A 25,860-nucleotide genomic window follows, 5' to 3' on the forward strand; every position below is an offset into this window, starting at 1 on the left:
AGTGGAGACAGGTTGAAACAGCAAGTAAATTCATCTGCAGAGTGCAAACGGCAGGTGCGGCAAAGCAGCGCATTAAATACAGTTTACAAAATAGGAAGAAAGCAACCCGAAGCGGGTGGCACAAAAAAAAGGAATAGCCTCAGGCTTCTGAGCTGCAAAGAGTTGAGAGTTGAACGGAGGATTGAAGCGTACGGCATGATAAACTCCTTTCTTTGCAGTGATGAATGAATTATTGAAAACCTGTGCGTGGTAGCGGTCGATACCGGCTACGGCAAGTGCATAGTAGAAAAGGTGCATAGGTCATTGTATTTTTCCCGCACCATGCCCTGTGTAGCAAACAATAAAAACCGGCTGTCTGGTAATAGACAGCCGGTTTCGAATATTGCAATTAGCCCAAGTTGCGTTCGGCGTTAATCAGAGAACGGCGAGCCAAAGCCAAGTTAGCTTTGCTTCTGTCCAGCACAGAGTACAAAAACAGACCGTCATGACGGGGCAGCGGACGCAGCAGGTGATATTGGGTACCCAGGGTCATCAAAACGTCTTCTACTTCATCCTTCAAACCAAGCATTTGCATGGTTTTCTTTTTGGCACGGATTACTTCTGTGTTACCTGCGGCGGCAATTTCCAAATCGATTGAGGGGCTACCGCCACCGGCCAACAACATACCGCTGGAGTAATCCACTACTGCGGCAGCCAGGGCGCCATCCACGTTCAACATTTCTGCTACGGTTTTATCGTAATTCATTTTCGACAAGATCTCCACAAAAACAAAATAAAAACAAATAATTTAAAGCTTCCCGAAACCAATTCATACTCTCTACTTTGTAACTCAGGAAGGCTTGGCAGGCCTTATTATCCAAACAACATCACCTGCTTCTATTTAGTTAGCTGGACTAGGCAGCTGGCTGTATAAAGCTTTTCCACCACCTTCAACGCTGAATCGCAGTATATGCCTTTTACTTTTCAAAGTAAACATTAACACCGACATATATTGTATGCATTTGATGCACAGCAACTTCTGGCACCCACACCCAAGTGCCATGATATTTTTGTTTCTTATCCCATAAGGCCAAAAATATCCGCGCCCTAGCCGCCGCTAAACACTGTTCAAGCTGACTATTTTTTCACTGCATAATGTCATTTTTTCAGCTATTTTCGTTTCAAACACACCGCACTAATCCTATTTCCACTACCTAGCACAACAAAGAAGACCTTTTCACAGCACAAGCTTATAATTCTGTTTTCCCTCTTTTTCAGGTAGCCTCACATGACACAACCCTCTTGGCAAGCCGGGCGCTTTCGCATCGACTTATCCACGCCCAAAATCATGGGCATCATCAACCTCACCCCCGACTCCTTCTCCGACGGCGGCACCTATTCCCGCAGCAGCAGTACTGCCCTCGCCCATGCCGAACGCCTGCTCGCCGAAGGCGCGCACATTCTCGACATTGGCGGCGAATCCACCCGCCCCGGTGCCGACCACGTTTCCCCCGAAGAAGAATGGGCACGGCTGCAACCCATCGTGAGCGAAATCATCAAATGGAACGTCCCGCTCAGCGTGGACACCCGCCGCACCGCCATCATGCAACGCCTGCTCGGCAAGGGCTTGGCCGACATCATCAACGACGTATCCGCCCTAGAAGACAGCGGTGCCATCGAACTGCTCGCCACCCATCCCGACACCGGCATCTGCCTAATGCACATGCAGGGGCTGCCCGAAACCATGCAAAACAACCCGCAATACCAAGATGTGGTGGCCGAAGTAGCAGGCTACCTGAAAGCCCGTGCCCAAGCCTGCCAAGCCGCCGGCATCTGCTCCGAACGCATCGTGCTCGATCCCGGCTTCGGCTTCGGCAAAACCCTCCAGCACAACACCCAACTCATGCGCCACCTGCCCGATTTGCAAGCACAAACCGGCCTGCCCCTACTCATCGGCGTATCGCGCAAACGCATGATCGGCGAAATCACTGGTGAGATTGAACCCGCCCAACGCATCCACGGCAGCGTGGCTGCCGCCCTCTATGCCGCCGAACGCGGTGCTGCCATCCTGCGCGTGCATGACGTGAAAGCCACCGCCGACGCACTGAAAGTGTGGCAAGCTTTGCACTAGGCTATGTAAAATTCAAAAGGCTACCTGAAATTTCAGGTAGCCTTTTATCACCCCACTTTCCGCTATAATCTCTCTACTCAACCACACAACAACCATCGTCATGACCCCGACCCTAGAGCTCGACCTCACCGGCCTCAAATGCCCCCTGCCCATCCTCCGCGCCAAAAAAGCGCTGGCCACTTTAGAAACCGGGCAGATCCTTTCCGTGCGCGCCACCGACCCCGGTGCCCCCGACGACTTTGCCGCTTTCTGCCGCCAAACCGGCCACCAACTGCTCGCTTCCAATACGGATAACGGCGTGTTCGTTTTGGTGATCCAACACAAATAGCCCGGCTTCACCACAATACCGTTTTAACCATCCTTGCAACACAGTTTCAGGTAGCCTTATCCACCCAGCATCCCAAGGCTACCTGAAAACACTATCTATCCAACCAAGAAAGTCCGCCATGCAAACCCTCACCCTCCTCCGCCCCGACGATATGCACCTGCACCTGCGCGACGGCGACACCCTGCACCACGTTTTGCCGCACACCGCCCGCCAGATGGGCCGCGCCGTGATCATGCCCAATCTCAAGCCTCCGGTGATTAGCGTGGCCAATGCCTTGGCCTACCGCGAACGCATCCTTGCCGCCCTGCCCTCCGGTAGCCGCTTCCAACCGTTGATGACGCTCTATCTCACCGACCACGCCACCCCTGCTCTGGTGAGGGAAGCCAAAGCCGCCGGCATCGTTGCCTTCAAACTCTACCCCGCCGGCGCCACCACCAACTCCGACAGCGGCGTAACCGATCTGTTCAAACTCCTGCCCGTGCTCGAAGAAATTGCCGCCCAGGATATGCGTTTCCTGGTGCACGGCGAAGTAACCGACCCCGCCATCGACATCTTCGACCGCGAAGCCGCATTCATCGAGCGCATCCTCCAGCCCGTGCTGAATAAAGTGCCCGGCCTCAAAACCGTGTTCGAGCACATCACCACTGCCGAAGCCGCCCGCCTTATGTGCCAAAGCGGCGAAAACCTCGCCGCCAGCGTTACCCCGCAGCACCTGCTGCTCAACCGCAACGACCTCTTGGTGGGCGGCGTGCACCCGCACCACTACTGCCTGCCCGTGCTCAAACGCGAAAGCCACCGCCAAGCCCTGCTCGAAGCCGTATCCGGCGCGCAATCGCACAAATTCTTCCTCGGCACCGACTCCGCGCCGCACCCGCAACACGCCAAAGAAAACGCCTGCGGCTGCGCCGGCATGTTCAGTGCCGCCACCGCCATCGAGCTCTACGCCGAAGCCTTCGAGCAAATCGGCACGCTCGACAAACTCGAAGCCTTCGCCTCGAAAAACGGCGCCCGCTTCTACGGCCTGCCCGAAAACACTGACACCATCACCTTGGTGAAACAAGCGCAAACCGTGCCCAACAGCTTCCCCATCGGCAACGGCGGCAACCTCGTCCCCATGCGCGCCGGCAGCAGCGTGGCTTGGACGATGCAATCGTAAGCCCAGCCCGCTCTGATTTTGATACAAAAAGGCTACCTGAAAAGGAGCGGAGCGAATTTCTGCAAAGCTCACATTTTCAGGTAGCCTTTTCCATGTTATAGCAAGTGTAGATTGGGCTAGCCATTTACTGCATCCCCCAACACGATTAAAACCAACTAGACAACATTAGATTGCCAATCCAAAGGCTACCTGAAAGCCCAACCTCGGTTTCGCCAAGGCATTGCTTTCAGGTAGCCTTTCTCATTGCGACAACGATGTGCTATTCAAACTCCGCCCACACCGGCGCATGGTCGCTGGGGCGTTCTAGCGCGCGTGGAGCGGTGTCTACACCGGCGGCGGTAAGGCGCGGCAGCAGGGCTTGGCTGGCGAGGATGTGGTCGATGCGCAGGCCGAGTTTGCGGCGGAACATGTTCATGCGGTAGTCCCACCAGGTATAGAGCGGTTCGGCGGGGTGCAGGCGGCGCAGGCTGTCGGTAAGGCCGAGGTCGAGCAGGGTTTGAAACCAGGCGCGCTCTTCGGCGGAGCAGAGGATTTTGCCCTGCCATTTTTCCGGGTCGTACACATCCAGATCGGCGGGGGCGATGTTGAAATCGCCGAGCAGCACCAATTCCGGGTATTGCACCAATTCGCTGCGGATAAATTCGGCCAGCGCGGCAAACCATTGCTGCTTATAGGCAAATTTCTCGCTGCCCACGGCCTCGCCGTTCACGCAATATACGTCCACCACGCGCACGCCGCCGATGGTGGCGGCAATCACGCGCCGTTGCGGGTCGTTGGGCAGGGCGGGCAGGCCGGTGTGCACGTTTTGCGCTTCTTCTTTGCTGAGGATGGCCACGCCGTTATAGGTTTTCTGCCCGCTCCACACGGCGCGGTAGCCGAGCATTTCGAAGGCGGAAAGCGGGAACTGGTCTTGATCCAGCTTGAGCTCTTGCAGGCAGAGCACATCGGGCTGATGCTGAATCAGCCAGTCGCTCACGTGCGGCAGGCGCACTTTGAGGGAGTTTACGTTCCAAGTGGCGATTTTCATGGCGTTTACTTTCGGAATGAATTTTTCAGGTAGCCTGCATCGATAGTGAGGCTACCTGAAAGTGTGTGCTTCAACGGAATTGAAATATAGTGGATTAACAAAAATCAGGACAAGGCGACGAAGCCGCAGACAGTACAGGGAGTACGGCAAGGCGAGGCAACGCCGTACTGGTTTTTGTTAATCCACTATATTGGCTGGCTGCTTACTCGGCTTCGTCTATCCAAGCCTGCTGCACGGCTTCGAGGATGCGCTCGCCGCAACGCTGCGGGTCGTCATCAAACTCGGGTAAATCGAGGATGAGCTGGCGCAGCTGGGTGAAGCGGACGGTTTTCGGGTCGATTTCGGGATGGCGGTCGAAGAGCTCTTCGGCGATGCGTTGGGTGTCGGTCCATTTCATGATGAGGCTACCTGAAACTAGATGTGTACAGCCGGCGGCTGGGGAGCGCTAGGTTTAATGATGCTCGCGGGCATGGTTGATGGTGTATTTGGGGATTTCCACCACCAAATCTTCACCAGCCACCTTGGCCTGGCAACTCAAGCGCGATTCGGCCTCCAAGCCCCAGGCTTGGTCGAGCAGGTCTTCTTCGATTTCGCTCGGTTCTTCCAGGCTGTCGAAGCCTTGGCGCACGATCACGTGGCAGGTGGTGCAGGCGCAGGATTGCTCGCAGGCGTGCTCGATTTCGATGCCGTTGTCGAGCAACAGGCTGCAAATGCTTTCGCCTTCGGGGGCGTTTTCGATGATTTTGCCTTCGGGGCACAATTCGCTGTGCGGCAAGATGGTTACTTTGGGCATGGTGTGTGCTTTCTTGGCTGAATTTTTTGAGTGGCGTATTGTAACGGAAAAGGCTACCTGAAAACAGTTGATTACTTTCCATCCAGCCTCTATCGCTGCACAGATGGCCCAATACAAAAACAGCGTTTTGTTTGTATAAACCAAAGGCTACCTGAAACCAGCCAATCGCTTTTCAGATAGCCTTTGTTGCAACGTGGTTTACAGCTTGCCGCCGCCCACGCCGTTGGCGATTTCACGCACCGCGCTCACATACAGGCGGCTGTGGTTGTATTGCCAAACAGCGAAGAAATTGTTGAGACCGATATAGTAATCATACTGGCCGGGCGCAGTTTCCAGGCGGAACAGCACGGCTTTTTCGTGGTCGGCCACTTCCTCCAGCGGCGTTACCCCCATCCGCCGCAACTCGCCCACGGTTTTATTCAACGCGGTTTTTTCCTCAATCAGCGCCAGTAGTTCCGGCGTAGGCACCATCGACACCGGCACCATCACCTTGCCGCCGCGCTGCCAGCCGTGTGCCTTCAGATAGTTCGCCACCGAAGCCGCCACATCCGGCACGCTGCCCCAGATGTTGCGCTGGCCGTCGCCATCGTAATCCACTGCCCATTTGCGGTAGCTCGACGGTATAAACTGCGGCATCCCCATCGCCCCGGCATAGCTGCCGATGAAGCTGAACGGATCGCGCCCTTCTTCTTTGGCCATCAGCAGGAATTCATGCAGCTCCTGCTGGAAAAACTCGCCCCGGCGCGGGTAGCCGAACGCCAGCGTGGGCAGCGAATCGGCCAAGCGGAAGCTGCCCATATTGCTGCCGTAGTTCGTTTCGATGCCCACAATCGCCACCAACACTTCTGCCGGCACGCCGTATTCGCGCGCCACTTGGTCTAGCACTTGGCGGTATTGCTGGTAGAAACGACGGCCGCCGTTGATTTTGCCTGCGCCGGCATTACCGCTGCGGAACTCATACCACGGGCGCGACGTGCCGGGGCGGTTCATGATGTTGACAATATTGCCCTTATACACCGATTGTGCAAAAAACTGCTGCAACTGGCCTTCGCCCATCACGCCCAACCCGGCCTGCTGCCGGATAAAACGCTGTACCTCGGCATTTTGGCTGAACCCGGTTTCCGACACCGGCAAGGCCGATGCTTCCGGCACCACCTTCTGCGCCTCCGGCACAGGCGCAATCGGCTGCTCGCTGCTGCATGCGGCCAACACAAACAAAACGGCTAAAGCGGGGGCAAATTTCAATTTCATAATGATTTCCAAGCAAACAAACAATGCATGAAGTGTAGCACAGGCATCCAACCCGGCGCGAATGCAAAGGCTACCTGAAAAAACAAACCCGCCTGCCTCTACAAACGGGTTTGCCTTTTCAGGTAGCCTTTAACGCTTGCCGGCCAAGCAGTTAACGTCTTGCCACCGCGGCCGTGGCCAGATATTGCTGTGCCCCGGCAGCAATGGCGCGGGCGGCTTTTTGACGGAACTGGCTGCTGGCCAGCATCCGCTCTTCGGTGGGGTTGGAGATAAAGGCGGTTTCCACCAGGATAGACGGAATATCTGGCGCTTTGAGCACGGCAAAGCCGGCCTGATCGACATGGCCTTTGTGCAGCCGGTTAATTTTGCCCATTTCGTCGAGCACCGATTTGCCCAGGCGCAGGCTGTCGTTGATGGTAGCGGTTTGCACCAAATCAAACAGCGTGCGGTCCACCTGCCGGTTGCCGCTCACGCGGATGCCGCCGATTTGGTCGGAAGCGTTTTGCGATTGCGCCAGCCAGCGGGCGGCGGCGCTGGTGGCCCGACCCCGGCTTAAAGCATACACGCCGGTGCCGCGCGGCTGCGGCGTGGTGAAGGCATCGGCATGAATCGAAATGAAAATATCGGCTTTGCGGCTGCGCGCCTTGGCCACGCGCACGCCCAGCGGGATGAACATGTCTTCGTTGCGCGTCATGTACACCTGATAGCCGAGCCGCTCCATTTCGCGTTTGGCTTCGCGCGCAATCGAAAGCACCACGTCTTTTTCGCGCAGGCCGCTGGGGCCGACTGCGCCGGAATCTTCGCCACCGTGACCGGGATCTAGCATCACCACCAGCTTGCGGTTGCCACGCCGGTTACCACCAGCATGGTTTTGCACCGGCGGCACGCTGGTGGTTCGCGCCTGCGCAGTGGCGGTGCCGTCTTGGCGGATGCGGCCGTTGGTGTAGTCTTGCAGAAGCGCCATCAGCGGGTCGTTGGCTTCCTGCGCCAGCGCCACGGCTTGGGTGGGATAGAGGTCGATCACCAAGCGGTGTTTGAAATTAGCCACCGGCGTGAGCGCGAACACTTGCGGGTTCACGGCGGTTTTCAAATCCATCACCACGCGGATGGTATCGGGGTTGAACTGCCCCACGCGGATGCCGGCCACATACGGATCGCTGCGGCTGAGCTTCTGCGGCAGGCTCTGCACCACGCTATCGAGGCTCGCGCCCTGAATGTCCACCACTAGGCGGCGCGGGTTGTCCAGCAGGAAATATTTATGCTGCAGAGGGCGGGTGGATTCGAGCGTGGCGCGGGTGTAGGAAGAGGCCGGCCAAATGCGCACGGCCACAAACTGCGGCGTACCGTGCGCTTCGCCCGTGGGCACAATGCTCAGGAGCAGCAGGCCGGCGCCGCTGCTTAGGAAAGTTCGGCGGGTAAGTTTTGCCATAATTTGATAAGTTGCTTGCCGTTTTCAGAATCAGCGGAAAGAGTACAGACACGGCCGCTGCCGCTGTTTTGCAGCGCGATACGCAAATCGGCTGCGGGCACAAAGCCCTCGGCACGTTGCGGCCATTCGATGAAATGGAGGGCGGGCTCGACAAACAGTTCGCCCAGCCCGGCATCTTCCCACTCTTCCGGTGCGGCAAAGCGGTATAGATCGAAATGGTTTACCGCCAGGCCGTTTGGCCGGTAGCTTTCCACAATGGCATAGGTGGGGCTTTTCACTGCGCCCGCATGCCCCAACCGGCGCAAAATGGCGCGCACCAGCGTGGTTTTGCCCGCGCCCAAATCGCCTTCCAGCCACACCACCAGCGGTGCGGCCAAATCGGGCGCAATACGCTTGCCGAAGGCTTCGGTAGCGGCTTCGCCGTTGAGAAAGAGAGAGAGGGAGTTTTGCATGCGGCGGATTATAACCTGAAATACTGTTGGAAAAGTTTAAGCTGTGCGGCTTTCAGCCTGCCTGCCGGGGTTGCTTTGGCAGCTTTTCAGGTAGCCTGGGCTGAGGCTACCTGAAAATCGGATTCACTCTGAGGCGGGGTATCTCTTCATACGCTGTTGGCTTACCCAACATGGAAAATAATGGCTTCAGCCACGGGCTAATTCAGTTTCCGGCTATTTCGTTTTTCAGGTAGCCTCTTCTTCGTTGGCGGCTGCCTGCTCGTTTTCCGTCTGCTTCCCATTGCGCAAACCATGCGGCCACCACGGCATCCACTTCCTCCATGCCCTGTTTTTTCAGGCTGGAAAACAATTGCACGCCCACTGCTTGCCGCTCGGCAAAAGGCTGGAGTGCGCGGCGTACGGCAGCGAGGGTCTTAATCTGCTCGTTTTTAGAAAGTTTGTCGGCTTTCGACAACAAAATATGCACAGGTTTACCAGTGCTGGCAAAAAATTCCAGCATTTGTTTGTCCAGCTCTTTAAGCGGGTGGCGCGCATCCATTACCAACACCAGCCCGATCAGCTGGGCGCGGGTTTGCAGGTAGCCGCCAAGCAGCTGCACCCAATGCGTGCGCACGGCTTCGGGCACCTGGGCGTAGCCGTAGCCGGGCAAATCCACCATATAGTGCCCATTGGACAGACTGAAGAAGTTGATGTGCTGGGTACGGCCCGGGGTTTTGGAAACGTAAGCCAGGCGGGTGTGGGCGGTGAGCGTATTGATGGCACTGGATTTGCCGGCATTACTGCGCCCCACGAAGGCGATTTCAGCAGGGGTATCGGGCAGGTCTTTTAAATGATTAACGGTAGTATAAAATTTAGCGTTTTTAAAAAGCGGCATGGCTGGAACAAAAAGTAAAATTTAGTACAGAATACCACGTTTATAAAAATAGAGATTAGGCACGCATCGTGGTAGCTTGCCTGCATGTATGTCGTGGCACGGCTCCTGTAGCGCGGGCATTCCGGGCAACCAAACCCAGAAAGATGGTACAGTGGCTTACCCACGTCTGGCCGGTCAGCACAAATCTTGTGTGGTAGACCAACTCCGCATCTACACAAAGCGGCCAGCGCACCAACTCCATCATGAGCAACATTGCCAAACGCATGAGCAACGAAGAAATGGATGCCGCGGACAACTTTACTCAAGGTTTACAATAAGCCGTGTAGTTCCGCCCGGCCGAATCCCGCAATGGATACGGCCAGATTGTTTTATAGCGGATAAATTTAAACCATACCGCTGCACCCTGATTTAAATTCATCCACTATAGGCAGCTTTTGCCAGTTTGCATAATTTACATTTTTTCACGCAACCCTAATTTTCCGCTAAGCTTGCCTGCCTATAATGCGAGCCATCAACTCAGGCAACACCGGTTGCCGCCCGATAAACCACAATCTTGAATAAGGGAAAACACCATGAAAAACGCTTTGCTCTTCACCGCCCTGTTAGCTGTATCCGCCACCGCTTCTGCCGGCTTCTCCGAAAATGGCCAAGCGTCTGCCTCCCAAAATGCCGTAACCCGCGTTTCTGCCCTGCGCAGCGTACCGGACGACAGCTACGTTATCTTGGAAGGCTACATCGAACGCCAAGTGCGCCACGAACACTATATCTTCCGCGATGCCAGCGGCCGTATCGAAGTGGAAATCGACGATGACGTATGGCGTGGCCTGAACGTTACCCCGCGCGATAAAGTACGCATCGAAGCTGAAATCGATCAAGAATGGCGCCGCACCGAAGTGGATGTGAAAGCTGTTACCCGCATCCAGTAAGCAAGAAGGCTACCTGAAAGCGCAAGCTTCAACGAAGTTAAAACGAACACATTAGAGTCTCGTTAAAATCGACGCCATATCCTTCAAGTAGCCTTTCCCGGTTTCCTCAACCTCCGAACTTTGATTCGAGCACCTGTGCTGCCCGCCACACCCGTGCCCGCGTAACTGACGTGTACCTCACCACCTGGCACGACCGCCGTGTGTATGAAGTGGATTTAGACGGCCGGCGTGGCGATTATGGAGTGATTGTGGACGCCCGCAGCGGCCGCATCCTCTCTTCCAAATTTGATCCCGACGATTAAACCGTTAGCCCGTTCCATAGATAAAGGCTACCTGAAACCATAGCCGCGCATAAACCCGCGTTGCTCGTTTTAACTTCGTTGAAGCTGACGCTTTCAGGTAGCCTTTATTTCCACCAAACAAAGGGCAAGGCCGCGTTCAATCAATCCGATAGTGCAACATGCGGCTACTTTCGCGGATAACGCGCACCAGGCGCATAATCAGGCTAGAGACGAAGCCGATGCGTTTCCACTCGTCAGGGAAGTCGCCAACGATATAGCTGTTGGAAATGAAGCACAGATTATCTGCCCATTTCTCCGGCTCGCGTTCGTTGTCGCAAAAGGATTCAAAGCGGGCACTAACATGCCTCATGGCATCGTGGCGGGCAGAGTTTTTTACCGTCCAGCTGTTGCACATATCGAAGGCGATTTCACTGCCGTGGAAACGAGCGGCAAGGTTTTGGAATAAGGTGCGTACCATTTCATTGGAAAAATACATCAGCACGCCTTCAATCACGAACAGGAATTGGGCATCGGGGTGGCGGGCGTGCAAATCGTCCATCCATTCGGTGTCGAAGGCGGAGGCGGCAATCAGGGTTTCGTTGCTTTGCGGCGGCAGGATGGCACGCCGCCATTGAATCACGTCTTCCAAATCAAGCTGATAAAACGGCACACCGTCTGCTTCGCTGCCGAGCCGTTCGCGGCGGCTGTCAAATCCGCAGCCGAGGATGACGACCACGGGGCAGCTTTGGCGGCGGATGAAATCGGTGGTAAGCCGGTCGAAATAGCGGGCGCGGATGGCTGTGCCAATGAGGGTGGGCTTGGCGCGGTCGAACTTGGCAAAATCATAGTCGATCTGCGGCACCAAGCGGCAGGCAACGGGGTCGGTGAGGATAGGATTGGCCTGCTGGGAGGCACGGTATTTCATATAGAGCGGAATCAGCAGGGTTTCGCTGATGGCATTTTCTATTTTAATCATGGCGTTCTCCTGTAAACTATCTGTTTGCGCACTAGAAACAAACCAAATAAGAGGCTACCTGAAAGCGTCAGCTTCAACGAAGTTAAAACAAGCGTAGCGCGTTTCTGCGGAGCTAAAACGAGACTTCCACGAAGTAAAAACAGAGGCTACCTGAAAATAATTATCAGATAGCCTCATTATACGCCTATCACCAAAATTCTTGTTTCCTCCCACGGTGTCGGCCAACCTTGTATGAAAAAACAATCACTTCAGCGAATTATGTTCAACACGCATCAGCCATAGCGCTTCTGAAATTCACGCATAAATTCAATCAACGCCTCCACCCCTTGCAAGGGCATGGCGTTGTAGATACTGGCACGCATGCCGCCCATGCTCTTGTAGCCGCCCAGCAGACGCAGGCCACGGGTGGTGGATTCTTGAACGAAAAGTTCGTCCAATTCTTTGTTGCTAGTGGTGAAGATCACGTTCATTTTGGAGCGGGCGGCTGGCGCAACGCGGTTGCAGTAGAAACCGCCGCTGTTGTCGATGGCAGTATACAGGGTTTTGGCTTTGAGGGTGTTGATGGTTTCCATCTGTCCTACCCCGCCCTGCGACTGCAACCAGCGGAACACGAGGCCGGAAATGTAGATGGGATAGGTGGCGGGGGTGTTATACATACCTTGGCGCTCGATGTGCGAACGATAGTTCCACACATCGGGCACGCGGCTGGAGCAGCGCTCGAGCAGGTCTTCACGGATGATGACGATGGTGGTACCGGAAGGGCCGATGTTTTTCTGTGCGCCGGCATAAATCACGCCGAAATCGGCCACATTGATGCGGCGGGAAAGAATCTCGCTCGACATATCGCACACCAAGGGCGGCATATCCGCACCCAGTTTGGGCACTTCATGGTATTGCAGACCATGCACGGTTTCGTTAATCACGAAATGCACAAAGGCAGAGCTCGGATCGATATCCCAAGACGCAACAGGCGGCAGGTCGGTGTAATCAAACTGCTCGCCGCCATGCGCGGCCAGATGGATGTTTACATCAGACAGCTTGCCCATTTCCTGATGAGCAATGCGGCTCCAGTTGCCGCTCACCACGGAATCAATACGCTTGAAGCCGTTGCTCAGGTTCATCACGGTCATGTTGAACTGTGCGCTGGCCCCGCCTTGCAAAAACAAAACTTTATAGTTATCAGGAATATTCAAGAGCTGACGCAAATCCTGCTCGGCATGATAGAGGATACTCATGAACACATCAGAGCGGTGGCTCATAGTCATCACGGAAAAGCCCGTGCCGTTGTAGTCGAACATTTCGCTTTGCGCGGTACGCAATACGGATTCGGGCAGCACGGCCGGGCCGGCGGAGAAGTTGTAAACTGGAGTATCCACAGTAAAAACTCGATTGAAAATGTGGCAGGATGCCTTAATGGGTGGGGATTCTATCGTTTGCAAACCCGTTGCAGCAAGGATTTTCGCCATTTTCCACCAAACAGCATGGCAGTGAAAAACTATTCATTACCTACAATTCCAAGCTACCAAAAGTGATTCTCCCCATTTAACTCATATAAACAGAATTTATCGCCAACAATTCAATAGCAGCAAGTGAAGCCCACCCTGTCGTTATTTTGGTCTTCGGTATGCGTTGTGGTGGCTGGTTTCAGGTAGCCTGTGCAGCAAAAGGCTACCTGAAAATTCACAGCGGGCTTTAAGCCGGCCAAACAAACATCAAATCTTCAAAATCCGCTCGCCGCGCCCGATGCCGGCAGCGCCGGTGCGCACGGTTTCCAGAATCAGGCCTTTGGGTACGGTTTCGAGGAAGCTGTCAAGTTTGTCGCTGGTGCCCGTGATTTCAATCACATAGCTCTTATCGGTTACGCCACTACCTGGCCGTGGTTAATATCGGTGAGGCGCAGGAGCTCGTTGCGGTCTTTGCCCAAGGCCCGCACTTTTACCAGCTTGTTGAGCTGTTTGGTAAGACGGCGAGGGCGGCATTGTACATGCCAGCCGTCATGACATTCACAATGCCGGAATGACGGCCGTTAATTGAGCGCTTGAGAGCCGCTGGAGAGACGGGCAAGCAGATTGTTTGTGCATCATGTGCAAATTGGCCGTTTACTGCTTTGCCGTACTGAAGAACGGAAAGCCATACCAACCCAAAGCAGCCTGAATGCTTTTAGCTCCGTAGGAGATAAAGGCAGGCAGGTTACCGCCAAGTGAAGTGCAGCAGGAATAATGACCCTGCCCGATAGGATAGGATTTTGAGTTTTAATGTGTCGGCGACATAATCCGAGAAATGTAATAAAACCAAAAGGTGTAAACCAAAAGGTGTATATTTATTTAACCATCCTTTATACAGTGAGAATTTGACAAAATATGTAGCAGTATCTTTTCTCCCATCCAATTCCGCCCAAACGGCAGCGTGGTCACACCTCCCTACCCTCCACTTCCTTTGTAGGCCGGTGTTGCCACACCGATATTTTGAATTTGCCTACTTCTTTCAATTTTAACGGAATCCGTTCTCAGGTGGCTTTTCCCCGCTCATACCCCTAAATACCCTTCGTGGCTGGAAAGCCAACGCTCTAAGTGTTTTTCCACAATATCGGGGGAGCGGGCGATAAGTTCAGGGGCGAGCTGGCGGGCAGCTTCGAGCAGGGGCAAATCTTGCTCCAGATCGGCGAAACGCAGCAGGGGCAGGCCGCTTTGGCGGGCACCGAGGAATTCACCGGGGCCGCGGATATTGAGGTCTTGGCGGGCGATTTCAAAGCCATCGGTATTTTCGTAGATCACTTTGAGGCGGGCTTTGGCGGTGTCGCCCAATGGCTCGGCAAACAGCAATACGCAGCTCGACACCGCCGCGCCACGCCCTACCCGGCCGCGCAGCTGGTGCAGCTGGGAAAGCCCCATGCGCTCGGCATGTTCGATCACCATCAGGGCGGCGTTGGGCACGTCCACCCCCACCTCGATCACGGTGGTGGCTACCAGCACATGAATCCGCCCGGCGGCAAATTCGGCCATCACGGCGGCTTTCTCCGCGCTTTTCATGCGGCCGTGTACCAAGCCGATAGTCAGCTCGGGCAGGGCGGCCTGCAGCTCGGCGAGCGTATCGGTGGCGGTTTGCAGCTGCAGCGCTTCGCTCTCTTCAATCAGCGGGCACACCCAATAGGCCTGCTGCCCTTTTTTACAAGTAGCCAGTACAAAGCCTTCCACTTCGTGGCGGCGGATGTTGTTGACTAAACGGGTTTTAATCGGTTTGCGGCCGGGCGGCAGCTCGTCGATGATGGAAACATCGAGGTCGGCAAAGAAGCTCATGGCCAGCGTGCGCGGAATGGGGGTGGCAGACATCATCAGCTGGTGTACGTCGCGGCCTTTGTTTTTTAGGGCAAGGCGCTGAGCCACGCCGAAGCGGTGCTGCTCGTCCACAATCACCAAGCCAAGGTTTTGGAAAGATACGTCGTCTTGAAACAGGGCATGCGTGCCCACGGCCAAACGGATGCGCCCGTCGGCCAGCGCGGCTTTGGCTTGGTCTTTTTCTTTCTTTTTGAGGCTACCTGAAAGCCAGGCTACGCTGATGCCCAGCGGCTCGAGCCATTGGCGGAATTTGATGTGGTGCTGCTCGGCGAGGATTTCGGTGGGCGCCATCACGGCCACTTGCGCGCCTGCTTCGATGGCGGCCAGCGCGGAAAGCGCGGCCACAATGGTTTTACCGCTGCCCACATCGCCCTGCAGCAGTCGGTGCATCGGGTGCGGCTGCGCCAAATCTTGGCGGATTTCAGCCAACACGCGCTCCTGCGCGGCAGTGAGGGCAAAAGGCAGACTCTGTACCAGCGGCTCGGCCAGGCTGCCGTCGCCCACCAGCGGCACGGCCTGCCCGCTGAGCCGCTGTGCGCGGGCTAGGCGCATGGAAAGCTGTTGGGCCAGCAGTTCGTCGAACTTGAGCCGCTGCCAGGCAGGCAGGCTGCCATCCGACAATTGGCCAATGCTATATTCGGGCGGCGGCGCGTGCAGAAGGTGCAGGCTTTCGGCCAGCGGCGGCAACTTGAGTTTGGCCAGCAGGCTTTCAGGTAGCGTGTCGGTCAAATCGGTTTGCTCGAGGGCTTGCCGGATAATGCGCCGCAGCGTGGGCTGGCTGAGGCCGGACACGGTGGGATACACGGGAGTGAGGCTCTCGGCCAGGCTTTGGCTTGCCGCATCGCGGATTTTGGGGTGCACCATTTCGTCGCCGAAAAAGCCATGGCGGATTTCGCCGATGGCGCGGATGCGTTTGCCTACGGCGAGCTGTTTTTGCTGGCTGGGGTAGAAATGGATAAAGCGCAGGTGCAGCACGCTGCCGGATTGGTCGCGGATTTGGGCAATCAGCTGGCGGCGCGGGCGGAACTGGATTTCCTGATGCGCCACTTCGCCTTCCACTTGGCAGGATACGCCCACGGGCGCGTCTTTGATCAGGGTGAGGTGGGTTTCGTCTTCGTAGCGCAGGGGCAGGTGCAGCACGGCATCCCACAGGCTGCGGATATGCAGCTTGGCGAGCTTGCCGGCGGTGGTATCGGTAAGCTTGAGTTGTTGTTTGAAATCGGCGCTCATGGGGAAGGCTACCTGAAAGCGTGAGCTTCAACGCAGTTAAAACGAACGAAGTGAGTTTCTGCGAAGCTAAAGCATGAACTTGTGCAGCGCAGAAAGATGGCGGGATTGTACTGGAGCAGATGTTTTTCAGGTAGCCTTCATCAGGCTACCTGAAAATATTGGCCGTGCTTGAATGCCCTATTCCGCAGCCTCTTCTTCTGCCGTTGTGCCGGAAATACCCAACTCCGGCAACACCAATTCGCCCAATTCAGCCAGGGGCGGCAGGGATTCGAGGGTGTCGATTTGCAAATCGGTGAGAAAGGTTTTGGTGGTGGCCCACAGGCTGGGGCGGCCGATGGTGTCGCGTTTGCCCACGCTTTCTATCCAGCCGCGTTCTTGCAGGGTTTGCATCACGTTTTGCGACACCGCCACACCGCGGATGGCTTCGATATCGCCGCGCGTAACCGGCTGGCGGTAGGCGATGATGGCCAAGGTTTCCATCACCGCGCGAGAGTAGCGTGGCGTGCGCTGCTCTTCCAAGCTGCCGAGCCGCTCGAAGGCGGCAGAGGCTACCTGAAACCGCCAGCCCTCATGGGTGCGCACCAGTTGCAGCGCCCGGCCCTGCCAGCGCTGTTGCAGTGCTTCGAGCACGTCTTCGAGCTTATCGGCAGAAAGCGGCGGCTCGCACAGGGCGCGCAGGCGGCGTTCGGGCAACGGCTCGGGCTGTGTGAGCAACGCGGCTTCGATCAGGCTTTCGGGGGAAAGGGTTGGCGGCATGGGTGGTGTGATGTGTGTTGGGTGGATTTGGCAAAACGGCGGGGGATGGATGTCGGGCTACTTTTTTCAGGTAGCCTCAAAAACGGCAGCCACGGCTTCAACGCGACGGCGCGCTCCTGGCTTCTACTTCCTTACAAACCCCGGCGGCGTAGTCTTCTCTATCTTTGCTGACATAAGGTTCGTATTGCACAGCTTGTTGGCCGGCATACACCTGGCCGTTTCTCTGCTGCAGGCGCAGGCCGTTGCCAAGGCGAATGCTGTTGCCGCTGTGCTGCCACCTGCCCGCAGCACTGTCTTCTTTGTGGTCCATGAGGGAAAGCATGCAGTATCGGCTATTGGGCAACACCTCGATCACCAGCATTTTTCGGATGTCGGCACCGCCGTGGACGCCCCATTCAACGTATTTGTATGTACCTGTACCAAGCGGTTGGGCTTGGGCGCACAAGGGGGCGAAGAGCAGGAAAGGGAGAAGTTTTTTCATGGATGCTATTAATGAGTGATGGGGTTCAGGTAGCCTTCAACTGCTTGATTACTCTTGATACACATAGTTGGCGCGTTTGATGTGGCACAGCAGCTCGTAGGAAATCGTGCCGGCGGATTGGGCCACGGTGGCTACAGAAACGGCGTCGCCCCACAGCTCCACTTCGCTGCCCACGCCTTGGTGGTGGTCGAGCTCGACGGCGAGCATATCCATGCTCACGCGGCCGATGAGGCGGCTGGGCTGGCCGTTTACGGTGAGCGGGCAGCCGTTCTGTGCGGTGCGGGGGTAGCCGTCGGCATAACCGCAGGCGGCAATGCCGATGCGGGTGGAGCGTTCGGTGATGAAGGATGCGCCGTAGCCAACCGGCTCGCCGGGCTGGAGGGTGCGTTCGGCAAAAATACGGCTGGTGAGGCGCATCACGGGTTTGAGCTCGGGGCAGGCTCCCGGAAAGGGCTCGATGCCGTAGAGGGCAATGCCGGCGCGACCCCAGTCGCGCCGGGCGGCGGGGTGGGCGATGATGGCGGCGGAGTTGGCGAGGCTCTGTACGCCGGAAAGGCCGGCCACGGCGGTTTCGAAAGCAGCCAGCTGGGCGGCGGTCATCGGTTGCTCCGGCTCGTCGGCGCGGGCGAAGTGGGTCATGTTCACAATATGCGCCACCTGCGAGCTTTGGCGCAGGGCTTGGTGGGCGGGGGCGAAGTTTTGCGGGAAGAAGCCCACGCGGTGCATGCCGGAATCCATTTTCAGCCAAACGGTAACCGGCTCGCGCCAGCGGTACGCCAGCAGGCTTTCGAGCTGCCATTGGTTTTGTACGCCAGGCCACAGGCGATATTCGTCTACCGCAGCGTATTCGGCGGGCTCAAATACGCCTTCGAGCATCACGATGGGCGCGCTGATGCCGGCTTCGCGCAGTTCGATGCCCTCATCCAGCGTGGCCACGGCAAAACCATCAGCCAAATCGGCCAGCGCACGGGCGCAGCGCACGGCACCATGGCCGTAGGCATCGGCTTTCACCACAGCGAGCATTTTGTTGCCGTGCAGGCGTTTGAGTAGTTGGTAGTTGTGGCGCAGGTGGCTGAGGCGGATGGTGGCGGTAAGCGGGCGCATGGTGGTTCTCTTCTATTAGGCTTCTGTTACTTGGGTTTACGGGTTTCAGGTAGCCTTGGAGGCTACCTGAAAAGAAGTGTGGCATTGGTATGGTCATACCAAATCTATGGCAGCACGATTTGGCCAAACCTGAGGCTACCTGAAACTTTCAGGTAGCCTGTAAATTGGCCGCAAAGGATAGGCCAATCATCCTCTGCGGCCAATCCGCCTACTGCATCCGAATGGAAATAAAGCTGTTTTGATGCAGCTGCTGGAGCAGGCTCTGCATAGCGGCTTGGGTTTTCTGGGCGGCAATGGCATCGTGCACGCCGGCGCGGATGCGGGCATCGGGCGTGTTGGGCGTGCGGGCTTCCACCAGGCGGATCACATGCCAGCCGAACTGGGTGTGCACCGGCGCGCTTACCTGACCAGGCTTCAGGCCGCGCATGGCGCGCTCGAACTCGGGCACGGTTTCACCTTCAGAGAGCCAGCCCAAATCGCCGCCGTTGGCAGCACTGCTGTCTTGCGAATACTGGCGCGCCAAGGCGGAAAAATCGGCGCCGCGTTGGGCATTTTGCGCCAGGCGTTGCGCCAGCCGCTGGGAGCGTTCACCCTGGCTGGCAATCAGGATGTGCTGGGCATGATATTGGGTTTTGGGCGTAGCCTGCGGCAAGGCAATGCCTTGGGCGCGGGCGCGAGCGATAGCGGCATTGATTTCCTCTTCGCTCACTTTAGTCTCGCCGGCGGTCTGCCCCTGCTGTACGCGCTGGGCGAGCATGCTATCGCGTACTTGGCGACGCAGGGCACTTTTGTTGATGCCAAAGCGGGCTTGGGCAGCTTCAAATTGAGCCACGCTTTTGCGGCGGGAGGCGGCGATGCGGGCGATTTCTGCTTCCACTTCGGCATCGGGCACTTGGATATTGTTGCGCCGACCGGCCTGCACCAAAAGCGATTGGTTCACCAGCTGCATCAGGGTTTGCCGCTGCAATTCCTGCTCGGATACTTGCGTACCGCGCGGCATTTGACTGCGGGTGTGGGCCACGGCCTGATCGAGCTCACGCTGGGTGATGACTTCGTTCTCCACCACGGCCACGATGTTGTCTACCGACCGCACGGTGTTGGCCGAGGCTACCTGAAAAGCCAGGCTCATGCCCAGCGCCAAAACCAAAGTTTTCATTTTCATTTACGCATTACCTCATCAATGTTGGTGTAGCCAGGAATCGACTGGCGGATTTGTTCAAAAGGATTGTTGCCCAAGCTGCTTAAATCACGCAGGCGCAGCTGGAGGAAGAAGGCGTTTTTGCTGGAGTTCACGCCGTTTACATAATGCTGACCGACGGCACTCAAGCTCCAGCAGCCGCAGCCGCTGATGTATTCCATGCCCAAAAGGTGTTCCACTGGCTTATGTTCGCTGAAGGAATAGCTGTGGCGACCCACCAGATAAAGATTGCGGCTCACCGGCCATTGGAAATATACGTCTGCCCGGCGTACTTTGCCGTACACGTCATCGTAAATTTCACCATGGCGGCGGTATTGATAGCGCGCGCCCACGGTTTTGCCGGGCTCAGGGCTGTAGCGCAGGCCGAAATGATATTTGGCCGCGGCATTTTGGCTGGTGTCGTAGTGCACTTCGCTGTTCAGCCAGATATTGTCGGTTATCCGGCCGTCGGCAAAGGCCAGCAAATCGGAATGGCCGCTGCGCCGCTGCACACGGCTGCCGTCGAGCAATACGTCGTCACGAGTGAAATACAGGCGCTGACCGAGGCCGGCGGAAAAACGCTCTGCGCCATTTCGGGCATCATACAGGCGGGTTTGCACCGCCATAGTGAGGAAGTTGGCGGCGTTGATGCGGTCGTGACCGGAGAAACGGTTCTCGCGGAACAGCTGGCTATAGTTGAAACTGTTTTCGGCAGTATCGAACAGCGGAATATCGTTTTGCTGCTTGGTGGGGATGTAGGTGTAGAACAGGCGCGGCTCTAAGGTTTGCACATAATCACGCCCCTGCCAGCTAGCCGGCCGCTCAAACACCATGCCGCTATCCACGCTGAAGGTGGGCAATATGCGGCTGAAATTGCGTGCCTGTGCGCCGTTATGGCTGTCTAGGTTGTAATAAGTGGCGTGAAAGCCGAGCTTGGGTCGGACATAGCCCCAGCTGCGGTTGAATTCCGCGCTCACGCTGGGGTTGAGCACCAAACGGCTACCTTCCTGTTTGCTATCGTGGCGGAAGTTGCTGTATTGGCCAAACATTTGGAAGTTGACGATACCGAAACGCTTCTGCCACTGGCTGCTTAAGCGCGGCAACAGAGAATAAGGTTGGTCGCCTTTGTAGCCGTCGGCATTGGCCAAGGTTTGGTATTTCTGCACGGTGGCGTAGCTATCAAAGCGGCCAGTCCACAATTCGGTTTGGTGGCGTAGCCACAGCTGTCGGTTGAGGTTGACATTGGTGGCGATATCAGTGCGGTTGTAGAAATCGCGGTAGTAGTCATCATCGGATACTTGGTGGAAATCCACACCGCCGCTGAGGGTGCGGCTGAATTGGTGTTGGTGATCCCAATCGATTTTGCTACGGGTGGCGTGCCGGCTAAGCTGGTCTTTGGGCAGTACGGCCAAACTTATATCTCCCTGGTATTTAGGCCGCAGATAGCGGAACTGGCCGGCCAGCTGCAGGCCACGCCGGCTATAGAGTTTGGGCGTAAGCGTGAAGTCGTAGTTCGGAGCAAGGTTGAAATAATAGGGAACGGTGATTTCCGCACCGTTGGAACCAGCTTTGAAGGTAGGTACTAAAAAGCCGCTTTTACGGTTGCCGTTGAGCGGAAAATCAATCCACGGCGTATAAAACAGCGGCACACCACCCACCACTAGCGAAGCATTGCGTGCCATGCCAATATTGCGTTCGTAGTCCGCTTCAATGTTTTTAGCACGGATATACCAACTCTCATCGCCCGAGTTGCAGGTGTTGAAGCGGCCGTTTTCCAAGCGGTAGCGGTTTTCGCCATCTATGCGCAGAGTTCGGCTGGTGCCCTGCAGGCGGCGGCCGCTGCTGCTTTCGACTTCGAAGCGGGCATTGGTGGCCTCGCCCTGGCGGGTGTCCATCTTATAACGCAGGCTCTCGCCGCTCACGCGCCCACTACCCTGCTCCAAGGTGAAGCGGTCGCCAGCCTGCACGGTATCTTGCGGCTGATTGTAGTCAATCCATTGCGCGTTGAGCACCTGGTTGCCGCGCTCCACCACCACATCGCCCTCGGCACGCACGCGCACATCGCTCTGGCCGATAACACGGTCGGCATTCACGCGGGTAACACCTTCGGCCAATGCACCTTCGCCGCTGGTTTTCACCGCCGCAATCATCTGTTTGGGCGCATCCGGCCTGTGGCAGGCTGCCCCGCCCTCTGCCGCCAGCGACAACGGCTCGGCCTGCAGCAGGGCTGGCAGGCTCAAACCGGCCAGCACGGCAGCCGCCATCGGGCTCAATCGGAAAAAGCAAGACAAAGAATCACCCCAATTTTTTTACAGCGGGTTTAAAATGGCGCATATTTTAACCCGAAAAACATCATGGAACGAGAAAAAGAATTGCAAAACTGGCTGCAGAAACGTTATCCGCAGCGGAGTTTCACCCTTTCCTTCGCTGCAGCGGATGCCGATTTCCGCCGCTATTTCCGCGCCGTATTCGAAAACGGCGAGAGCGTGATCTGCATGGACGCACCGCCCGACAAAATGAGCATCGAGCCCTATTTGCGCGTGCGCGAGATTTTTGCCGCCATGCATGTGCCGCAAGTGTTTCACCACGATATCGAACACGGTTTCGCCGCCTTGGAAGACTTCGGCAAAGTGCCCTACCTGGCCGCACTGGAACACGACACCCGCACCGAAGTGCAACGCGCCCTGCTTTTGGATGCGCTCGACACGCTGATCGAACTGCAAAAATCCAGCCGCCCCGGCGTACTGCCCGAATACGACGAAGCCGTGATGCGCTGGGAAATGCAGCTGTTCCCCGATTGGTTTATGGCCAAAGAGCTGGGCAAAAGCCTGAACTTCAAACAGCAACAGCTGTGGCAGCAAACGCTCAACGCCCTCCTGCCCGTGCTTACCGCCCAGCCGCAAGTGTATGTGCATCGCGATTTCATCGTACGCAACCTGATGCTCACCCCGGGCCGCCCCGGCGTGCTGGATTTCCAAGACGCGCTCTACGGCCCGATTACTTACGACCTGGTTTCTCTCCTGCGCGACGCATTTATCGAATGGGAAGAAGAGTTTGTGATCGACCTGGCTGTGCGCTACTGGGAAAAAGCCCGCGCCGCCGGCCTGCCCGTATCCGCCGATTTCGACAGTTTCTACCGCAATTTCGAATGGATGGGCGTGCAGCGGCACTTGAAAGTGGCCGGCATTTTCGCCCGCCTGTGGCACCGCGACGGCAAAGGCAAATACCGCCCCGAAATCCCCCGCTTCCTCAACTACCTGCGCCGCACCGCCCGCCGCTACCGCGAACTCGCCCCACTCTACGCACTCTTGCTCGAGCTGGTGGGCGACGAAGAGCTGCAAACTGGCTACACGTTTTAAACGGCGAACGGTTTTAACTTCGTTGAAGCTTACGCTTTCAGGTAGCCCCAAACCAAGCAGAGGGCTACCTGAAACGGGTAACGGCAAGACGATTTTTCAAGCCGCTATTTTGTTTTTCAGGTAGCCTTTTGTTCTGAGACAGGCTACCTGAAAACTTTTCCAACATAGCAAACACCAAACCATCATGCGACAAACCTACCGCCCCCTCACCTTCTTCTCCCTTTCCCTGCTCATTCCCTGGCTATTGTGGTTCACCGCCGCCTATATTAGCCATCATCAGCCTTCGAAGGCCATGCTATATGTACAAATCGGCTTAGGCATAGCCGGGCTGGTATCGCCAATGTTGCTGGCGTTATGGCTGCTGCGAAGCAACCCGAGCTTACGTGTCGATGCTGCCAACCGGCTGTTGAAGCTGGGCGGTTTTCCCAAACGCTATCTGCTGTGCACTCTTCTGCTCCTGCCATTCACCTTGATATTGGCACAATTCATCTCCCTGCTGTTTGGCCACAGCATGGCGCAATTCCACATCTCCGGCAACCCCTCATTCAGCTCGGCTATGGTCTCGCCGTGGCTCCTCCTCATTTCTGCTGCCATCATTGAAGAACTGGCCTGGCACAGCTATGGCACCGATGCATTATTGAGCCGATTCAGTATGTTCACCGCCTCCATGATCTTTACCGTATATTGGGCGCTGTGGCATCTGCCGCTGGCCTTTATTCAAGGCTACTACCATAGCCAAGTGGTGGCTGAAGGCGCGCTATATACCGCCAATTTTGTGTTCAGCATGATTGTATTCGTGTTGCTTTCCAACTGGCTGTATCTGAAAAGCGGCCGCAGTATCCTGATTGCTGTGTTGTTCCACCTATCTGCCAACCTCGGCAACGAAATTTTTGCCACTCATCCCGATAGCAAAATCATCCAAACTGGTTTGCTGCTTATATTGATCCTCTGGATTATTACCAAAGACAAAGCCTTATTTTTCAGCAAACCTTAAACTTAAACCATGCCCAACAGCCAAAATAATTTTCAGGTAGCCTGCTGTATGAGAGGCTACCTGAAAGTAAGATTTCCACAAAAAGGCGAATTTCTGCAAAACTAAGATTTTTATTCCCGATATGGCATCGGCCTGTATTGCTGTACCAACTTGATAAATTAGCCAACCCGCTTGCAATGGGCAATCAGATGCTTTGCAGCAAGGCTGCCATGTCTTCACGGCTGAAGCCAGCTTCCACTGCAGCTTGGCCGAGCTGTTTGAGAATAACAAGACGGATTTGGCCGGCTTGATTTTTTTTGTCATGCTGCATGTGGGCAAGCCAGGTATCAATCGCAAACTCCGGCGGTGCAACGGGCAATTGTGCGGCTTGCAGCAGGCGGATGATGCGTTCGGTGTCGGCGGTTTTCAGGTAGCCTTTATGCTCGGAAAGTCGCGCAGCAAGCACCATGCCGGCAGCCACAGCTTCGCCATGCAACCAGTTGCCATAGCCCATTTGGGTTTCGATGGCATGGCCAAAGGTGTGGCCGAGGTTGAGCAGGGCTCGGATGCCCTGTTCTTTTTCGTCCTGCTCAACGATGTGCGCTTTCATTTGGCAGCAGTGGCGGATGGTATCAGCGAGAGCGGTTTGCTCTTGCTGCATAATGCTGGGCATGGTTTGTTCGAGTCGGGCGAGAAAATCAATGTCTCTGAGCAGGGCGTATTTGATGACTTCGGCCAAGCCACCGGAAAATTCGCGCGGAGGAAGGGTTTGTAGGGTGGCAATATCGGCAATGACGGCTTGGGGCTGGTAAAACGCGCCGATCATGTTTTTGCCGAGGGAATGGTTGATACCGGTTTTCCCACCCACGGATGAATCGACTTGGCTGAGCAGGGTGGTGGGAATTTGAATGAAGGGGATGCCGCGCTGGTAGGTAGCGGCAGCAAAACCGGCAAGGTCGCCGATTACGCCGCCGCCGAGAGCGAGGATGGTGGTACGGCGGTCGGCATGGTGCTGCAACAATCCAGTGTAGATTTGCTGGAGAGATTCGTTATTTTTGTATTGTTCGCCGTCGGGCAGGATGATGCTACAGGTGCTAATGCCGAGTTGTCGGCAGGCGGCTTCAACAGGAGCAAGGTAGAGCGGGGCAACGGTCTGGTTGCTGATGATGGCGGCTTTGCTGCTAATGTGTGGGCGGATGTGTTCGGCCAGATTATCAAGCAGGCGAAAGCCGATGTGGATGGGGTAGCTGTGGCCGGGGGTATGGACGTGCAGAGTTTGCATCATCGGTTTTCTTGGCTATGTTGTTGAATCAGCTGCAACAGTTGCTTGGTGATTCGCGGGCAGGAGTGTTGCGGCGGAATATTGAAAATGAGGTGGGCGGTTTCGCGGTAGAGCGGGTCGCGCTGTTGGTAGGATGTTTGCAGCTTGTCGAGTGGGTCGGCTACCTGCAACAGGGGGCGGTTTTTGTCGTATTGGATGCGCCGGTATAGAATTTCTGGGGTAGCGTGCAAATAGATCACTGTGCCGCGCGTATGCAGACAACGGCGATTGTCGGGAGACAAGACAGCTCCACCACCTGTGGCAAGGATGATGGGATGGCGGCGGGTAAGTTCGTTAATAATGGCAGCTTCGCGCTTACGAAAACCACTATCCCCTTCCAGCTCGAAAATAGTGGGGATAGAAACGCCAGTGCGTTGGCAAATCAGTTGGTCGCTATCGATAAAATCGCGTTGCAGCAACGCTGCCAACTGCTTCCCATGCGTGGTCTTACCCGCACCCATCAATCCGATGAAAAAAATATTGCCTGCCATGGATACCATGGCAGGCATTATATACCGAAT

Annotated in this window: 25 protein-coding genes and 1 pseudogene; 7 read left to right on the plus strand and 19 right to left on the minus strand. The window is 56.1% G+C overall.

What is annotated here, in order from left to right; genetic code table 11:
* Positions 1-388: 388 nt before the first annotated feature.
* Positions 389-745: a hypothetical protein gene (locus EZJ17_RS05845; protein WP_067438504.1), complete on the minus strand. Its 357-nt coding sequence runs from the start codon at positions 743-745 to the stop codon at positions 389-391.
* Between the two features lie 522 nt (positions 746-1,267).
* Here EZJ17_RS05845 and folP point away from each other — a divergent pair.
* From folP to pyrC, 3 genes are all read left to right on the plus strand, one after another.
* On the plus strand, positions 1,268-2,110 hold the full coding sequence (gene folP, locus EZJ17_RS05850) for a dihydropteroate synthase (protein WP_067438501.1): 843 nt from the start codon (positions 1,268-1,270) through the stop codon (positions 2,108-2,110).
* Between the two features lie 100 nt (positions 2,111-2,210).
* On the plus strand, positions 2,211-2,438 hold the full coding sequence (locus tag EZJ17_RS05855) for a sulfurtransferase TusA family protein (protein ID WP_067438499.1): 228 nt from the start codon (positions 2,211-2,213) through the stop codon (positions 2,436-2,438).
* A 118-nt stretch (positions 2,439-2,556) separates the two neighbouring features.
* Entirely contained in the window at positions 2,557-3,594 is a 1,038-nt protein-coding gene (gene pyrC / locus EZJ17_RS05860; RefSeq protein WP_151086282.1) for a dihydroorotase, read from the plus strand.
* A 259-nt stretch (positions 3,595-3,853) separates the two neighbouring features.
* Here pyrC and xth read toward each other — a convergent pair whose 3' ends face one another.
* From xth to yihA, 7 genes are all read right to left on the minus strand, one after another.
* Complete coding sequence (gene xth / locus EZJ17_RS05865) at positions 3,854-4,621, minus strand: exodeoxyribonuclease III (RefSeq protein WP_067438495.1); 768 nt, start codon at positions 4,619-4,621, stop codon at positions 3,854-3,856.
* A 202-nt stretch (positions 4,622-4,823) separates the two neighbouring features.
* Positions 4,824-5,018 (minus strand): Fe-S cluster assembly protein IscX, encoded by a 195-nt coding sequence (iscX, locus tag EZJ17_RS05870; RefSeq protein WP_023886254.1) that lies wholly within the window; start codon positions 5,016-5,018, stop codon positions 4,824-4,826.
* A 54-nt stretch (positions 5,019-5,072) separates the two neighbouring features.
* The gene (fdx, locus tag EZJ17_RS05875; protein WP_067438493.1) at positions 5,073-5,414 is read right to left on the minus strand and encodes an ISC system 2Fe-2S type ferredoxin; all 342 of its coding nucleotides are present in this window, start codon (positions 5,412-5,414) and stop codon (positions 5,073-5,075) included.
* Between the two features lie 198 nt (positions 5,415-5,612).
* Positions 5,613-6,665, minus strand: coding sequence for a lytic murein transglycosylase B (gene mltB, locus EZJ17_RS05880; protein WP_067438490.1), 1,053 nt, complete (start codon positions 6,663-6,665; stop codon positions 5,613-5,615).
* Positions 6,666-6,816: 151 nt separating this feature from the next.
* On the minus strand, positions 6,817-8,094 hold the full coding sequence (locus EZJ17_RS05885) for an N-acetylmuramoyl-L-alanine amidase (protein WP_067438487.1): 1,278 nt from the start codon (positions 8,092-8,094) through the stop codon (positions 6,817-6,819).
* A complete protein-coding gene (gene tsaE, locus EZJ17_RS05890; RefSeq protein WP_067438483.1) occupies positions 8,064-8,546 on the minus strand; it encodes a tRNA (adenosine(37)-N6)-threonylcarbamoyltransferase complex ATPase subunit type 1 TsaE in 483 nt (160 codons plus the stop codon). Before tsaE ends, EZJ17_RS05885 begins: the two co-directional genes overlap by 31 nt.
* A 202-nt stretch (positions 8,547-8,748) precedes the next feature.
* Positions 8,749-9,420, minus strand: a complete 672-nt coding sequence (gene yihA, locus EZJ17_RS05895; protein WP_151086284.1) for a ribosome biogenesis GTP-binding protein YihA/YsxC — start codon at positions 9,418-9,420, stop codon at positions 8,749-8,751.
* Positions 9,421-9,992: 572 nt separating this feature from the next.
* Between yihA and EZJ17_RS05905 the strand changes: the two genes are divergently transcribed.
* Together EZJ17_RS05905 and EZJ17_RS10595 are read left to right on the plus strand one after the other, a co-directional pair.
* Positions 9,993-10,346 carry a YgiW/YdeI family stress tolerance OB fold protein gene (locus EZJ17_RS05905; RefSeq protein WP_067444919.1) on the plus strand — a complete coding sequence of 118 codons (354 nt, stop codon included), beginning with the start codon at positions 9,993-9,995 and terminating at the stop codon, positions 10,344-10,346.
* A 170-nt stretch (positions 10,347-10,516) separates the two neighbouring features.
* Entirely contained in the window at positions 10,517-10,648 is a 132-nt protein-coding gene (locus EZJ17_RS10595) for a PepSY domain-containing protein (protein WP_231868151.1), read from the plus strand.
* 136 nt (positions 10,649-10,784) lie between these two features.
* On the opposite strand, the gene EZJ17_RS05910 is transcribed toward EZJ17_RS10595, so the two are convergent.
* The 9 genes and pseudogenes from EZJ17_RS05910 to EZJ17_RS05950 all read right to left on the minus strand — a co-directional run bounded on the left by EZJ17_RS05910 (position 10,785) and on the right by EZJ17_RS05950 (position 21,977).
* Positions 10,785-11,603 carry a class I SAM-dependent methyltransferase gene (locus EZJ17_RS05910; protein ID WP_067444924.1) on the minus strand — a complete coding sequence of 273 codons (819 nt, stop codon included), beginning with the start codon at positions 11,601-11,603 and terminating at the stop codon, positions 10,785-10,787.
* Positions 11,604-11,875: 272 nt separating this feature from the next.
* Entirely contained in the window at positions 11,876-12,979 is a 1,104-nt protein-coding gene (gene serC, locus EZJ17_RS05915) for a 3-phosphoserine/phosphohydroxythreonine transaminase (RefSeq protein WP_067438476.1), read from the minus strand.
* A 336-nt stretch (positions 12,980-13,315) separates the two neighbouring features.
* Positions 13,316-13,569, minus strand: a pseudogene (ilvN, locus tag EZJ17_RS05920) (acetolactate synthase small subunit); the annotation flags it as partial.
* 559 nt (positions 13,570-14,128) lie between these two features.
* On the minus strand, positions 14,129-16,168 hold the full coding sequence (recG, locus tag EZJ17_RS05925) for an ATP-dependent DNA helicase RecG (RefSeq protein ID WP_067438475.1): 2,040 nt from the start codon (positions 16,166-16,168) through the stop codon (positions 14,129-14,131).
* Between the two features lie 177 nt (positions 16,169-16,345).
* Positions 16,346-16,924, minus strand: a complete 579-nt coding sequence (gene scpB / locus EZJ17_RS05930; protein WP_067438472.1) for an SMC-Scp complex subunit ScpB — start codon at positions 16,922-16,924, stop codon at positions 16,346-16,348.
* 97 nt (positions 16,925-17,021) lie between these two features.
* Positions 17,022-17,405, minus strand: a complete 384-nt coding sequence (locus EZJ17_RS05935; protein WP_067438469.1) for a hypothetical protein — start codon at positions 17,403-17,405, stop codon at positions 17,022-17,024.
* A gap of 48 nt (positions 17,406-17,453) precedes the next feature.
* Positions 17,454-18,509 carry an alanine racemase gene (alr, locus tag EZJ17_RS05940; RefSeq protein ID WP_067438467.1) on the minus strand — a complete coding sequence of 352 codons (1,056 nt, stop codon included), beginning with the start codon at positions 18,507-18,509 and terminating at the stop codon, positions 17,454-17,456.
* A 208-nt stretch (positions 18,510-18,717) separates the two neighbouring features.
* A complete protein-coding gene (locus EZJ17_RS05945; RefSeq protein ID WP_067444928.1) occupies positions 18,718-19,671 on the minus strand; it encodes a peptidylprolyl isomerase in 954 nt (317 codons plus the stop codon).
* Positions 19,668-21,977, minus strand: a complete 2,310-nt coding sequence (locus tag EZJ17_RS05950) for an LPS-assembly protein LptD (RefSeq protein ID WP_067438460.1) — start codon at positions 21,975-21,977, stop codon at positions 19,668-19,670. The genes EZJ17_RS05945 and EZJ17_RS05950 overlap by 4 nt, the downstream gene beginning before the upstream one ends.
* 63 nt (positions 21,978-22,040) lie before the next feature.
* Here EZJ17_RS05950 and amgK point away from each other — a divergent pair, with 63 nt between their 5' ends.
* Both amgK and EZJ17_RS05960 read left to right on the plus strand, forming a co-directional pair.
* Complete coding sequence (gene amgK, locus EZJ17_RS05955; RefSeq protein ID WP_067438457.1) at positions 22,041-23,045, plus strand: N-acetylmuramate/N-acetylglucosamine kinase AmgK; 1,005 nt, start codon at positions 22,041-22,043, stop codon at positions 23,043-23,045.
* Positions 23,046-23,229: 184 nt separating this feature from the next.
* Complete coding sequence (locus EZJ17_RS05960; protein WP_067438454.1) at positions 23,230-24,039, plus strand: CPBP family intramembrane glutamic endopeptidase; 810 nt, start codon at positions 23,230-23,232, stop codon at positions 24,037-24,039.
* 184 nt (positions 24,040-24,223) lie between these two features.
* Here the strand turns inward: EZJ17_RS05960 and aroB are convergent, their stop codons facing one another.
* Positions 24,224-25,300 carry a 3-dehydroquinate synthase gene (gene aroB, locus EZJ17_RS05965; RefSeq protein WP_067439653.1) on the minus strand — a complete coding sequence of 359 codons (1,077 nt, stop codon included), beginning with the start codon at positions 25,298-25,300 and terminating at the stop codon, positions 24,224-24,226.
* The gene (locus EZJ17_RS05970) at positions 25,300-25,848 is read right to left on the minus strand and encodes a shikimate kinase (protein ID WP_067438451.1); all 549 of its coding nucleotides are present in this window, start codon (positions 25,846-25,848) and stop codon (positions 25,300-25,302) included. Before EZJ17_RS05970 ends, aroB begins: the two co-directional genes overlap by 1 nt.
* Positions 25,849-25,860: the final 12 nt, after the last annotated feature.

Source organism: Eikenella exigua (assembly GCF_008805035.1).
Taxonomy (GTDB): Bacteria; Pseudomonadota; Gammaproteobacteria; order Burkholderiales; family Neisseriaceae; genus Eikenella; species Eikenella exigua.

Coding starts and splice junctions, on each gene's coding strand:
- EZJ17_RS05845 (WP_067438504.1), bottom strand. CDS start 745: ATGAATTACGATAAAACCGTAGCAGAAATGTTGAACGTGGATGGCGCC.
- folP (WP_067438501.1), top strand. CDS start 1,268: ATGACACAACCCTCTTGGCAAGCCGGGCGCTTTCGCATCGACTTATCC.
- EZJ17_RS05855 (WP_067438499.1), top strand. CDS start 2,211: ATGACCCCGACCCTAGAGCTCGACCTCACCGGCCTCAAATGCCCCCTG.
- pyrC (WP_151086282.1), top strand. CDS start 2,557: ATGCAAACCCTCACCCTCCTCCGCCCCGACGATATGCACCTGCACCTG.
- xth (WP_067438495.1), bottom strand. CDS start 4,621: ATGAAAATCGCCACTTGGAACGTAAACTCCCTCAAAGTGCGCCTGCCG.
- iscX (WP_023886254.1), bottom strand. CDS start 5,018: ATGAAATGGACCGACACCCAACGCATCGCCGAAGAGCTCTTCGACCGC.
- fdx (WP_067438493.1), bottom strand. CDS start 5,414: ATGCCCAAAGTAACCATCTTGCCGCACAGCGAATTGTGCCCCGAAGGC.
- mltB (WP_067438490.1), bottom strand. CDS start 6,665: ATGAAATTGAAATTTGCCCCCGCTTTAGCCGTTTTGTTTGTGTTGGCC.
- EZJ17_RS05885 (WP_067438487.1), bottom strand. CDS start 8,094: ATGGCAAAACTTACCCGCCGAACTTTCCTAAGCAGCGGCGCCGGCCTG.
- tsaE (WP_067438483.1), bottom strand. CDS start 8,546: ATGCAAAACTCCCTCTCTCTCTTTCTCAACGGCGAAGCCGCTACCGAA.
- yihA (WP_151086284.1), bottom strand. CDS start 9,420: ATGCCGCTTTTTAAAAACGCTAAATTTTATACTACCGTTAATCATTTA.
- EZJ17_RS05905 (WP_067444919.1), top strand. CDS start 9,993: ATGAAAAACGCTTTGCTCTTCACCGCCCTGTTAGCTGTATCCGCCACC.
- EZJ17_RS05910 (WP_067444924.1), bottom strand. CDS start 11,603: ATGATTAAAATAGAAAATGCCATCAGCGAAACCCTGCTGATTCCGCTC.
- recG (WP_067438475.1), bottom strand. CDS start 16,168: ATGAGCGCCGATTTCAAACAACAACTCAAGCTTACCGATACCACCGCC.
- scpB (WP_067438472.1), bottom strand. CDS start 16,924: ATGCCGCCAACCCTTTCCCCCGAAAGCCTGATCGAAGCCGCGTTGCTC.
- EZJ17_RS05935 (WP_067438469.1), bottom strand. CDS start 17,405: ATGAAAAAACTTCTCCCTTTCCTGCTCTTCGCCCCCTTGTGCGCCCAA.
- alr (WP_067438467.1), bottom strand. CDS start 18,509: ATGCGCCCGCTTACCGCCACCATCCGCCTCAGCCACCTGCGCCACAAC.
- EZJ17_RS05945 (WP_067444928.1), bottom strand. CDS start 19,671: ATGAAAATGAAAACTTTGGTTTTGGCGCTGGGCATGAGCCTGGCTTTT.
- amgK (WP_067438457.1), top strand. CDS start 22,041: ATGGAACGAGAAAAAGAATTGCAAAACTGGCTGCAGAAACGTTATCCG.
- EZJ17_RS05960 (WP_067438454.1), top strand. CDS start 23,230: ATGCGACAAACCTACCGCCCCCTCACCTTCTTCTCCCTTTCCCTGCTC.
- aroB (WP_067439653.1), bottom strand. CDS start 25,300: ATGCAAACTCTGCACGTCCATACCCCCGGCCACAGCTACCCCATCCAC.
- EZJ17_RS05970 (WP_067438451.1), bottom strand. CDS start 25,848: ATGCCTGCCATGGTATCCATGGCAGGCAATATTTTTTTCATCGGATTG.